The following is a 12,133-nucleotide window of genomic DNA, read 5'->3' on the forward strand; positions in this document are numbered from 1 at the left end:
GTACCCCCGCCCCGGGGGTACCGGCCGTCGGTCCGTTCAGTCCCGTTCCGGGGTCTCCGGGACGGCGCGGGGGAAGAGGCTCTCGGGCAGGGTCACGTTCCATGCCGTGATGACCGGCTTCCCGTGCTCGGTGCCGAGCCGGGAGACGGCCCCGGTGGCGAGCTGGAACAGTGTGCCCTCGGCCGGGGTCAGGCCGAGGTAGCGGGCGGTGAGCACACGCAGGAAGTGGGAGTGCGCGACGAGCGCGATGTCCTCCTCCGGGACGCGGCCCGCCGCCTCCGCGGCCTCGGCCAGCACCCGGTCGGCGCGGGCCCCGACCTCGGCCGGGGTCTCGCCGGGATGGGCCTCGGGGCCGGGGGCGACCCCGTCGGTCCAGAGGTTCCAGTCGGGGCGGGTGCGCCGGATCTCGTCGGTGGTCACCCCTTCGTAGCCGCCGTAGTCCCATTCGCGCAGCTCGGGTGTGATGCGGGGGGCGGCGAGCCCGGCGAGCTCGGCGGTGCGCCGGGCGCGTACGGCGGGGCTGACCAGGGTGAGCGCGATCCGCCGGTCGGCGAGCAGCGGCGCCAGCGCACGGGCCTGCCGTTCCCCGAAGGGGGTCAGGGGCAGATCGGTGTAGCTCGTGTGCTGCCCGGACCGCGACCACTCCGTCTCGCCGTGCCGGATCAGGATCAGCTCGCCCATGGGTGTCATCCGCTCTCTGTGCCGTTCGTTCCGCGTGGTCCGCTGCTCTGCGAACCCGCAGGACCACCATCGCATTCCGTGCGCCCACGATGAGGCGGGCGGTGGCCCGTTTGCGGGTACGGCGACCGGGTCGTCCGCGACTTTCCGTCAAATGCCCCAGCCCGGGGGTTGCCGCCGCGCAGCAGGACGACGCCGCGGGCGAAGGGCCCGGCGGCGAGCATCGGTGAGGCGGCCGGGCAGGTACGTCACATACGGCCGCCGTCAGCGCCGTGTCACGGAGTCGTTCCGTCACCGGCGAGGACCTCATGGACGACGTGCCGTGCGATCGCCGCCATGGCCGGGTTCGAGTCCCGGTAGTAGCGCAGTTCGCCGAGCGCGGTCGACAGCGCCCAGCCCCGCCCCCGCGCCCAGGCCGCGTCATCGGCGCCCAGTGCCGTACGGAAGATCCCGCGCGCGTGCGCCGGGAGCAGGTACCACGCCGCGATGAGGTCGACGGCGGCATCGCCCAGCCCCATGCAGCCGAAGTCGATGACGGCACTCAGCCGTCCGTCGGCGAGCAGCAGATTGCCGGGTTGCAGGTCCGAGTGGATCCAGACGGCCGGGCCGGTCGGCGCGGAGGCCCGCAGCGCCGCCTCCCACACGACGAGCGCCGCGCCGGTGTCCACGGCCGTGTGAAGCTCCGCGAGCGCGGCGCGCGTCGAGGCGTCGCGGGCCGCCAGGGGCTCGCTGCGGAAGGAGGGCGGCCCGTCGGCGGGATCGATCAGGTGCAGCGCGGTGACGAAGTCCGCCAGGTCCGCCGCGAGCAGGCCGGGTTCGACGGCCTCCCCGAGCACCGGGTTCGCGCCGTCGAGCCACCGGAAGACCGACCAGTGCCACGGGTAGCCCTCGGCGGGCGCCCCCTTGCCCAGCGGCACCGGAACGGGGACGGGAAGCGACGGAGCGAGCCGGGGCAGCCAGCGCTGCTCCTTCTCCACGTCATCGGCCGCCCCCGCCGTGCGGGGAAGCCGCACCACCAGGTCCTCGCCGAGCCGGTACATGGCGTTGGAGGTGCCCACCGGAACGACCGGTGCGACGGGCAGCCCGGCCCAGTCCGGGAACTGCGAGGCGATCAGCCGGTGTACGAGGGACTCGTCGATGTCCGGTTCATCGGCGTGCATCCTGCCCATGCGTATGAAGACCCTTCAGCAGTGGGGCACCGACCGGCGGTTGGCGGCCGACGGCCATACGAACGCCGACGCGTACCGTCCGTCAACTCGTTTACCGCGCACGGCCGCACCCGGCCGACCGAGCAGGCTCGGCGGACACGCGAAGGGCCGCACCCCGGAATTCCGGGGTGCGGCCCTTCGGCTCTCCTGCCTGTGGCGACTACTTGCGGATCAGGCTGCGGAGCACGTACTGCAGGATGCCGCCGTTGCGGTAGTAGTCCGCCTCACCGGGGGTGTCGATGCGGACGACGCCGTCGAACTCCACACCGGTGTCGGTGGTGACCTTGACCGTGCGCGGGGTCGTGCCGTCGTTCAGCTCGGTCACGCCGGTGAAGGAGAAGGTCTCCTCGCCGGTGAGGCCGAGGGACTCGGCGGTCGCGCCCTCCGGGAACTGGAGCGGGAGGACGCCCATGCCGATGAGGTTCGAGCGGTGGATGCGCTCGTAGGACTCGGCGATGACGGCCTTGACGCCCAGGAGCGCGGTGCCCTTGGCCGCCCAGTCGCGGGACGAGCCGGAGCCGTACTCCTTGCCCGCCAGGATGACCAGCGGGGTGCCGGCGGCCTGGTAGTTCTGCGAGGCGTCGTAGATGAACGACACCGGGGCGTCGGCCTGGGTGAAGTCGCGGGTGAAGCCGCCCTCGGTGCCCGGCGCGATCTGGTTGCGCAGGCGGATGTTGGCGAACGTGCCGCGGATCATGACCTCGTGGTTGCCACGGCGCGAGCCGTAGGAGTTGAAGTCACGGCGCTCGATGCCGTGCTCCGTGAGGTACTTGCCGGCCGGGGTGTCGGCCTTGATCGCACCGGCCGGGGAGATGTGGTCGGTGGTGACCGAGTCGCCCAGCTTGGCCAGGACACGGGCGCCGGTGATGTCGGAGACCGGGGTGGTCTCCATCGTCATGCCCTCGAAGTACGGGGGCTTGCGCACGTAGGTGGACTCGGAGTCCCACTCGAAGGTGTTGCCGGTGGGGATCGAGAGGGCCTGCCACTGGGCGTCGCCCGCGAAGACGTCCTGGTAGGACTTGTTGAACATGTCCTCGCCGATGGAGTTGGCGACGACGTCGTTGACCTCGGCCTCGGTCGGCCAGATGTCGGCGAGGAAGACCGGCTTGCCGTCCTGGTCGGTGCCCAGGGCGTCCTTGGTGATGTCGACCTTCATCGAACCGGCGATGGCGTACGCGACGACCAGCGGCGGGGACGCCAGGTAGTTCATCTTGACGTCGGGGTTGATCCGGCCCTCGAAGTTACGGTTTCCGGAGAGCACCGAGGTCACGGCCAGGTCGTGCTCGTTGACCGCCTTGGAGACCTCCTCCGGCAGCGGGCCGGAGTTGCCGATGCAGGTGGTGCAGCCGTAGCCGACGAGGTTGAAGCCGACCTTGTCGAGGTACGGGGTGAGGCCCGCCTTGTCGAAGTAGTCGGTGACGACCTTCGAGCCCGGGGCGAGGGTGGTCTTGACCCACGGCTTGCGGGTCAGGCCCTTCTCGACGGCCTTCTTCGCCACGAGCGCGGCAGCGACCATGACGTACGGGTTCGAGGTGTTGGTGCAGGAGGTGATCGCGGCGACGGTGACGGCGCCGTGGTCGATCTCGTACGTGGTGCCGTCGGGGGCCGTGACCGTGGTCGGGCGCGACGGGACACCGTTGGAGGAGGCCGGGGCGTCGGAGGCCGGGAAGGACTCCTTGCCGGACTCCTCGTCCTCGGAGACGTAGTTGCGCACGTCCTGGGCGAACTGCTGCTTGGCGTTCGCGAGGATGATGCGGTCCTGCGGGCGCTTCGGGCCGGCGATCGACGGGACGACCGTCGACAGGTCCAGCTCCAGCTTCTCGGAGAAGTCCGGCTCGGCGGCCGGGTCGAGCCAGAGGCCCTGCTCCTTGGCGTACGCCTCGACCAGCGCGACCTGCTGCTCGTCGCGGCCGGTCAGGCGCAGGTACTTCAGCGTCTCGTCGTCGATCGGGAAGATCGCGGCGGTGGAGCCGAACTCCGGCGACATGTTGCCGATGGTGGCGCGGTTGGCGAGGGATGTGGCGGCGACGCCCTCACCGTAGAACTCGACGAACTTGCCGACGACACCGTGCTTGCGGAGCATCTCGGTGATGGTCAGCACCAGGTCGGTGGCGGTGGTGCCGGCCGGGAGCTCGCCGGTCAGCTTGAAGCCGACGACGCGCGGGATGAGCATGGAGACCGGCTGGCCGAGCATCGCGGCCTCGGCCTCGATGCCGCCGACGCCCCAGCCCAGCACACCGAGGCCGTTGACCATGGTGGTGTGCGAGTCGGTGCCGACGAGGGTGTCGGGGTAGGCCTGGCCATTGCGGACCATGACCGTACGGGCCAGGTGCTCGATGTTGACCTGGTGGACGATGCCGGTGCCCGGGGGGACGACCTTGAACTCGTCGAAGGCGGTCTGGCCCCAGCGCAGGAACTGGTAGCGCTCCTTGTTGCGGCCGTACTCCAGCTCGACGTTCTGCGCGAACGCGTCGTTGGTGCCGAACTTGTCGGCGATGACGGAGTGGTCGATGACCAGCTCGGCCGGGGCGAGGGGGTTGATCTTGGCCGGGTCGCCGCCCAGCTCCTTGACGGCCTCACGCATGGTGGCGAGGTCCACGACGCACGGCACACCGGTGAAGTCCTGCATGATCACGCGGGCCGGCGTGAACTGGATCTCCTGGCTGGGCTGCGCCTGGGAGTCCCAGCCGCCGAGCGCCCGGATGTGGTCGGCGGTGATGTTCGCGCCGTCCTCGGTGCGGAGCAGGTTCTCCAGCAGCACCTTCAGGCTGTAAGGGAGGCGCGCGGAGCCCTCGACCTTGTCCAGCTTGAAGATCTCGTACGACTCGTCGCCCACGCGCAGCGTGCTGCGGGCGTCGAAGCTGTTCGCCGACACGACAGTCTCCTTCATCAATGTGCGCGTACTCCGCGCCGCGCCTCATCGGGCCGGGCGCCGCGCGGTGCCGCCTACGGCCCCTCGACCATCCGCTAAGGTAAGGCTTAGTTAGGTAACCCTTACCGGCTGACGGACCGTGGTGCGCCTTCGGCATATATCTCGATGTCGAGATAACTCTAGTACATCACCGTCGCGCGGTCATGCGCGGGCGGTTGACCGCCGTCATCCGATCGAGGAGTTCACCGGGCGAACCCGGTCCGTTCCGGCCCCCGGAACCCGGTGGCGGCTCACAGCGGCCCCTGGGCCGTTGGAGGGATGCCCGTGGAGAGGATGCGGCGGATCTCCTCCAGCGGGTACGGGGTCTCCCTGCTCCGGTGCTGGAGCTCGTGGAAGAAGTCCGCCATCAGGGCGGTGAGCGGCGCATGGCGGGCGACGACGGACGCGGCCGCTGCCGGGATTCCCGCGGGGCGCTCACCACGGGCGTACGCGCGCACCCGCTCCTCCCGCTCCTCCCGGTCCTCCCTCCCGTATCCGTGCACGGCTGTGACCAGCCAGTTCACCAGATAGCTGGTGGTGTAGCAGCGGTCGTAGCTCCGATGCCGGTCGAAGAATTCGGTCTCCTCCCGGGACAGCTCGAACCGGGAGGAGAGCGCGAGGCCGTAGTCGGTGAAGAACAGGCGCCGGCCGTCGGTGAGGATGTTCTCGAAGTGGGCGTCGAAGTGCAGCAGACCTCGGCCGTTCATGAACGAGACGCCGGTCTCCAGCTCCCGCCCGACCATCGCGCAGGCCCGGTCGGCGGCCGCGCCGCCGATGTCGATCTGGCGGCCCAGCCACTGGTGCAGGTTCTCCGGGATGTACTCCAGGAACAGCGCGACGCTCGCCGAGGACTGCCGGAGCGCCTCGATCCGGTCACGCACCTGCGATCCGCCGCCCCAGTAGGCGACGGCCCGGTCGACGTCGGCCAGCTCCTCGGGCAGCGGCGTCGAGTCCGGCAGCACCCGCCAGTGGTACATCAGGGGGAAACCCTCGTACTCCCCCGCGAGCGCCCAGTCCGTCGTCATGATGTGCGTGGCGAGTTCCCGCCAGGCCCCGAAGCCCGGCCCGCCGATGCCGTACTGGCAGAAGAGGGGCAGCCCGAACAGGTTGGCCGTGGACCGGACGCCTTCCGGCTCTCTCTCCAGGTCGGTGAGGGGCACCCGTTTCACGAAGACCCGGGTCCCGGCGATCTCCAGCAGGGCCGACTTCCCGCCGATGCCGGAGCCGAGCGGCTCGGCCGCGTCCACGAGCCCGCTCAGCGCGCGGTCGTCGCACCGGGCCAGGGAAGCGGAGACGGCTCCGTGGGCGGCCAGACGCGCACCTCGCGACATGTCGGAGGGCTTCACTGCTGAGCCGATGTCGATACTCCGTCCCGCCAACGCGACAGATGGTCGTCGAGGTGGTCCGCGCCGTATCCGAACTGTTCGGCGAGCGCCTGGTAGCGGGCGCACTGGTCGTCGGTGACGGGGACGTCGTACGCGAGGAGGATATCCAGGAGCAGACGGAATCCCAGGTCCGGGTCGACGGTGGTGACCACCTCCTCCAGCACCCCCGCCACGTCCCGCACCTCCTCCACCGCGCTCCGCGTGGCCTCGCGGAGCTCCCGCAGCACGGCTTCCGCCAGGTCGGTCCGGGCCGGGGACAGATAGGGCGTGTAGCCGGGATCGACGGCCGCCAGGCGCTCCAGGCACGCCTGGGCGGCCTGCTCCAGCCAGGTCCGCCCGTCGGCGTCGAATGCCTCGTCCACCCGCAGGCGCCACGAGGCGGTCCGCCACAGGGTGGTGACCGCCTCGTCGGGGAGCGCGGAGTCCAGCAGCCGCCGCACGTCCTCCAGCAGTACCGCCGCGTACGAGCCCGGCGTGTATGCCCCGTCGCTCTCGACGACACGACGGATGTTCTCCGGCACGGTGCCCAGATATATCCAGTCCGTCCCGTGGAACACGCCGGCGAGCAGCGGCAGACCGAAGCGGCCGAGACCGAAATCGCGCCGGCCGGGGTCGATCGGGGGCCAGCACACGTTCAGCTCTTCGAAGACGGCGGCCTCGGGATACGCCAGCAGGTCGCCGATGCCCAGCAGCCGGGCGTACGGCTCCTTCCCGATCGGTACGGAGTACGCCTTCGCCGCCCGCAGGAACAGGCGGAATCCCAGGTCGGCGTCCACTTCGCGCACGACCCGCAGGAGCGCCGGGACGATGTCCGGTACCGCGACGGCGCGTTCGAGGGCGGGTGCGGCCGACTCGACCTCCGCCGCGACGATCCCGCGCAGTTCCTCCTCGGGCACCCTCGGACGCGCCTCGTCGAGGACCTCCGCCTCGACCCGGCCCCGCTCCGGTACGTGCGGCGGGCACACCTCCGCGACACGGCGCAGCCACGACCGGGTGTCCGGGTGCTCCTCGGCCGGGTCGAAGCAGCGCCGTACGGCGGCCAGCCAGAGGGTGCGGAGCATTTCGTCCGGCAGTGGGGAGTCCAGCAGCAGCCGGACGTCCGTGCCCAGTCGGTCGTCCTCGTCCGCCGCTTCCGCCCCGGCGAGGGCGAGCACCACCTGTGCGTCGGTGCGGAGCGTGGCACGGGAGCACACCGTGCCGGCGAATCCGCTGAGCCCGAAGTCGTTCAAGTAGTCGTAGTAGTACAGCTCGCGTATCCGCGTCACCCTCGGTTCCCCCCTCAGGACCACCACCCGGCCTTCATCACCCTGCCACAGCGCCGTCCTCGGAGGTCCGGGCCCTGGCGAGGGCGGCCGGACCGGTCGCTTGCGGGTCGGTTCCGGGGCGCCTTCCGTCCGTTCCCCTCAATCCGGCCCGCCGGGGTCCGGGGACCGGGCATCCTGTGAACACCGGGACGAGCGGAGCGAGCGGGCTACGGAGCGGGGCGCGATGGACCACGGCGACGGCGGGACACGGGGGCTACGGGCCTGGGCGCGCGATGCCGCGGGGCGGGCCGATCTGCTGCTCCCCTTTCACCGGGTGCCGCCGAGGGCTCCGCGCGGAGTCGTCGTCGACCAGGCCTTCCTCGACCGGACTCTGGGCGAACTGACCGAGCTGGAAAGGCTGCTGGACCCGAACGGGCAGCGGCGCAACGCCGTGGCGGCCCGGCTGGGGGTCCTGCTCGCCCTGCGGCATGCGAACGGCGGCCTCGCCGAGGACCGGGACCGGGCGCTCGTGCACCTGCGCCGCGTCCGCGCGGCGGAGCCGCGGGCCCCGAGGTGGGAGCGGCAGTGCGCGGCGCTGGGCCTGCTGCTCCTGATGGCGCCGCCCCCGCGACTCGGCGGCGGTGTCGGTCTGTCCCCTGACTTCCCGGCCGCCATGAACTGGTACCTGACGCAGATCGGCCGCGACGGCATGGCCGAACTGCCCGCGCTCCTCCGCGACGTCGAGGACCTGCCGATGCCGCCCCGACTACGCGCGGAACTCATGCCGTTGGCTTCGGTTCTGCCCCTTCTTGAGGAGCTGCTGGGGTCGGGTGGCGTCAGCGACACGATGCGGCAGCGCCTCAAGGACGCCACGCCCGAGGACTTCCCCTACGAGGACCAGCTCCGCGGGCTGGCCCACTCCATGGGACTCCACATCGATCCGGGGACACCCCCGCCGCCACCGCCCGGCGCGGCCGGCCACGGCACCCCGCCCCGCGACACCCCGCCCCGGGCGCCGACGGCCGGAGGTTCGGTCCGCCAGGCCTCCGGCGCGGTCGACGCCGAGGTCTCCACCGCGCTGCTCGCGACGGCGGCCGCGATCGGCACCGGAGATCCGACGCTGCTGGACACGGCCGTGCGCCAGACGGCCGAGGCCATGGACCGGCTGGCGCCGGAGCACCCGATGGCCCTCACCATGAAGGTCATGCGCTCCGCCCTGCTGCACAGCGCGAGCGCCATCGGCGGCAGCCACCAGGACGACGACTTCGCGCACCGCGTGACCGAGGAGATCAAGGCCGGTCTGGCGGACGCGGCCCCCGTTTCCGGCCCGGATGCGGACGCCCTCACCGCGATGCGTGTCCTCTCGGCGATCTCCCGGATCGGGCGCGGCGAACGGACCGAGGATCTGGGTGAGTTGGATGCCGTGCTGGACGAACTGCTGAGCCTCCACGCCACCGTCCCGAGAGACCGGACCTCCTGGATCCTCGTTCCGCTGGCGCTGAGCCTGGCCCATCAGGCCCGTGGCTCGCTGCTGGGGGACGAGTCGGAGATGCTGCGCGGGCTCGCCCACCTGGAGGAGTGCACACGGTCGGCACCACCGCCCTGGAACGAGATGCTGGGCGAGCTCGCCAGACAGGCGAAGCTCCTGCGCGGACACTACGAGAACGATCCCGCGCTGGTCGAGGAGAGCCTGCACGTCGCGGACCGAGCGGCCCCGGCGCTGTCCATGAGACGCCAGATCGAGGAGCAGCGTACGGCGCTCTCCCTGATGGAGCGGTACCAGCACACCGATGACCCGGCCGACCTGAACCGGGCCATCGCGGGCCTGGAGCGGACACGTGAACGCGCCCGGCAGGGCCGGGAGACGGCGTTCGCGGCGGACGCGCTGTGGCACCTCGTCACGGCGTACTGGCTGCGCTGGTTCCGGACGCAGAACCCGGAGGAGCTGCACGCCGCCACCAATGCGGGGCTGGACGCCCTGCACGCCGTCTCGGCCGACGTACTCCTGCAGGTCGGCTCCGAGCACGGCCTGCAGGCGGCCCGGTCCGCGGCCAACCACGCGCTCATGACCACCCGCACGGCCATCGGCTGCGGCCGTCCGGAGGCGGCGGTCACGGCCCTGGAGCTGGGCCGGGCGCTGGTGCTCCACGCCGCCTCGGCCGCCACGGGAGTACCCGAGCTGCTCGGGGCGCGCGGGCACCGGGAACTCGCCGACGCCTGGCGGAAGGAGACGGCCGCGCCGCACACGGAAGGCGGCCGGATCCTTCCCGGCAGCCTGCGCCGCCAGGCCCTGGAAGCGCTCGGCTACCGGCAGCACGACAGCCGGACGACCCTGTTCGCCACCCCGTCCACGGCCGCACTGCGGGCGGGAGTCGCGGCGGGCGACGCCGACGTACTGGTCTATCTGCTGCCCGGACAGGGCGAGGCCCACGGGCTGGCGATCGCCCTGTGGCCGGACGGGGGGCCGGAAACGCTCGACCTGCCGTCGCTGCTCGCCACGCCGAACGGACCGCTGGCCGAGTACCTGAACACTGCGGCGGCCCGTTCCCGGATGGGCGGCGAGGTGCACGAGCAGAGGTGGGAGAGGGCTCTCGGCCGCCTGTGCGACTGGGCCTCGTACGCGGTCATGGAACCGCTGACCGAGCAGCTCGAACACCGCATCACCACCCGTGCCGGGCGCGGCCCCCTCCGCCTTGTGCTGGTGCCGTGCGGGAACCTCGGTGTCGTGCCCTGGCACGCCGCGCGCCGTCGTGACCGGGGTGAGTACCGCTACGCCTGCCAGGATCTGGTGGTCACCTACGCGGCGTCGGGCAGCCAGTTCCTCGCCGCGGTGGGCCGCGACCGGCTTCCGGTGGACGCGGCTCCGGTCCTGGTGGCCGATCCACGGATGGACCTCACGCACGCCGAGCGGGAGATCAGCGCGCTGCACCGTGCGTACTATCCGGGGGCGCGGCTCTACGGGGAGTTCTACGAGGCTCCGGCTCCGCCCCACGCCCCCGGGACACCGGACGAGGTGCTCGCCGTGCTGGGTGAGGCGTCGTTGCTGCATGTGGCGTCGCACGGGTCCGCCGGACCACGGCCGACGGTGTCGGCGCTCAGCCTGGCGTTCCCCGGCGGCAGTGAGGCGTGGCCGGCCGAGCGGGGCGGACCGGGCGCGTTGCCGGACCTGGGGATGCTGACCGTGACCCGGCTGCTGGACGTCCCGGACGACCGCGCCGGAGGCACGGCCGCCACCGCCGGAACCGCCGCCGCACCCCGCCGCGCCGGGCCGCTGATCGTGCTGAGCGCCTGCGAGACGGACCTGAGCACCCGTGATCACGACGAGGCGCTGACGCTGACCACGGCGTTCGTGGCGCGCGGCGCACGGAACGTGGTGGGGTCGCGATGGAGGACGTACGACGGCGCCTCGGCGCTGATGATGGCGGTGTTCCACCACTTCGTGGCGGTCGACGGCCAGGACCCGGCGAGTGCCCTTCGGTCGGCTCAGTTGTGGATGCTCGACCCCCGGCGCAGGGTTCCCGCCGGCGTAGACAGCGCGCTGGCGCGCGACGCCCAACTTCCGGGCCTGGAACGGCTTTCGGTGTGGGCCGCCTTCGCCCACCAGGGACATCCGGGGCGCCCTGGGCTGTCGGCCGCCGCAGTGGCCGGTGAGGGTGCCACGTGAGTCCTGCCCGCCGGAACCGAGTGGTGGCGCTGTCACAACAGCGGCCGCCCCGATTCCGCCCGGTGCGCGACCAGTAGGCCTGGTGCACTGGAACAGAGAGATGAGGCGGGCACACCGATCCGGTGCGTCCAAGTCCTCCGCACACCAACGGGGTGAGGCACTCTCGACGCGCGAAGGTGCCGCCCGGTTCCCGGAACCACTCGGATTCCGGAACCACTCGGATTCCGGAACCGGCTGGATTCCGGAACCGGCCGGGGAGGGAACCGCGACTCGCGGATGAGCGTCCCGCACACCACGGGGTCCCCAACCTGAACGCACGGCACACAACAGGCAGTAGCCGAGACGAGAGGGGCACACGGACGATGAAGGAAAGCAATCGGGGGCATCTGCTCCCCATCTACGTCCTCGCCGACGAGTCGGCGTCGATGTACGAGCACATCGACGACCTCAACGACGGGTTGCGGTCACTGCATCAGGCGCTGCTGGGCGAGCCGATGGCCGCCGCCAAGGTGCGTTTCTCGGTACTCGGATTCTCCGACGACGTCATCGAGCGACTGCACCAGGTGGACCTGCGCGGTGCGAACGAGTTCCCGCGGCTGCACACCCGCGGATCGACGAGCTACGCCGCGGCGTTCGATGACCTCACCGACCGCATCCCGGTCGACGTCAAGGACCTCAAGAGCCAGGGCTACCAGGTGCACAGGCCCGCGGTGTTCTTCCTCAGCGACGGCGCCCCGAACGGCGGGGAGAACTGGCAGGAGACGCTGCGCCGCCTCACCGACCGCACGGTGACACCCGCCGCGCCGAACATCATCGCGTGCGGCATCGGCGACGCGGACGCGGAGACCATCAACAAGGTCGCCACACGGCCGGAGTTCGGCTTCGTCGCGGACAAGGGCGTCGATGTCGGCGCGGCCATCGCGAAGTTCTGCGCCGCGCTCACCAAGAGCGTGATCGCCTCCGGCCGCTCGCTCGATTCATCGAACCCGCACCTCCAGGTCGACAAGCCGGAGGGTTTCACCGTAGCGATCGACGTGATCTGA

Annotated in this window: 7 protein-coding genes; 2 read left to right on the forward strand and 5 right to left on the reverse strand. The window is 71.5% G+C overall.

Annotated elements, in window-relative coordinates:
• Positions 1 to 36 precede the first annotated feature (36 nt).
• The 5 genes from GA0115234_RS16510 to GA0115234_RS16530 all read right to left on the reverse strand — a co-directional run bounded on the left by GA0115234_RS16510 (position 37) and on the right by GA0115234_RS16530 (position 7,447).
• Positions 37 to 681: a histidine phosphatase family protein gene (locus GA0115234_RS16510; protein WP_093542296.1), complete on the reverse strand. Its 645-nt coding sequence runs from the start codon at positions 679 to 681 to the stop codon at positions 37 to 39.
• 272 nt (positions 682 to 953) lie between these two features.
• A complete protein-coding gene (locus tag GA0115234_RS16515; protein ID WP_093542435.1) occupies positions 954 to 1,838 on the reverse strand; it encodes an aminoglycoside phosphotransferase family protein in 885 nt (294 codons plus the stop codon).
• A 208-nt stretch (positions 1,839 to 2,046) separates the two neighbouring features.
• Positions 2,047 to 4,761 (reverse strand): aconitate hydratase AcnA, encoded by a 2,715-nt coding sequence (acnA, locus tag GA0115234_RS16520; RefSeq protein WP_093542437.1) that lies wholly within the window; start codon positions 4,759 to 4,761, stop codon positions 2,047 to 2,049.
• 287 nt (positions 4,762 to 5,048) lie between these two features.
• A complete protein-coding gene (locus tag GA0115234_RS16525; RefSeq protein WP_093542439.1) occupies positions 5,049 to 6,128 on the reverse strand; it encodes a hypothetical protein in 1,080 nt (359 codons plus the stop codon).
• Between the two features lie 11 nt (positions 6,129 to 6,139).
• Positions 6,140 to 7,447 (reverse strand): hypothetical protein, encoded by a 1,308-nt coding sequence (locus tag GA0115234_RS16530; RefSeq protein WP_093542298.1) that lies wholly within the window; start codon positions 7,445 to 7,447, stop codon positions 6,140 to 6,142.
• A gap of 223 nt (positions 7,448 to 7,670) precedes the next feature.
• Between GA0115234_RS16530 and GA0115234_RS16535 the strand changes: the two genes are divergently transcribed.
• Together GA0115234_RS16535 and GA0115234_RS16540 are read left to right on the forward strand one after the other, a co-directional pair.
• Positions 7,671 to 11,090: a CHAT domain-containing protein gene (locus tag GA0115234_RS16535; protein ID WP_093542300.1), complete on the forward strand. Its 3,420-nt coding sequence runs from the start codon at positions 7,671 to 7,673 to the stop codon at positions 11,088 to 11,090.
• Positions 11,091 to 11,452: 362 nt separating this feature from the next.
• On the forward strand, positions 11,453 to 12,133 hold the full coding sequence (locus GA0115234_RS16540; RefSeq protein WP_093542301.1) for a vWA domain-containing protein: 681 nt from the start codon (positions 11,453 to 11,455) through the stop codon (positions 12,131 to 12,133).

It is taken from the genome of Streptomyces sp. DvalAA-43 (genome assembly GCF_900091725.1).
GTDB classification, from domain to species: Bacteria; Actinomycetota; Actinomycetes; order Streptomycetales; family Streptomycetaceae; genus Streptomyces; species Streptomyces pulveraceus.

Bases quoted from the DNA above. Each gene is read 5' to 3' on its own strand.
- GA0115234_RS16525 (WP_093542439.1), bottom strand. From the start codon at position 6,128: ATGTCGCGAGGTGCGCGTCTGGCCGCCCACGGAGCCGTCTCCGCTTCC.
- GA0115234_RS16515 (WP_093542435.1), bottom strand. From the start codon at position 1,838: ATGCACGCCGATGAACCGGACATCGACGAGTCCCTCGTACACCGGCTG.
- GA0115234_RS16540 (WP_093542301.1), top strand. From the start codon at position 11,453: ATGAAGGAAAGCAATCGGGGGCATCTGCTCCCCATCTACGTCCTCGCC.
- GA0115234_RS16510 (WP_093542296.1), bottom strand. From the start codon at position 681: ATGGGCGAGCTGATCCTGATCCGGCACGGCGAGACGGAGTGGTCGCGG.
- GA0115234_RS16535 (WP_093542300.1), top strand. From the start codon at position 7,671: ATGGACCACGGCGACGGCGGGACACGGGGGCTACGGGCCTGGGCGCGC.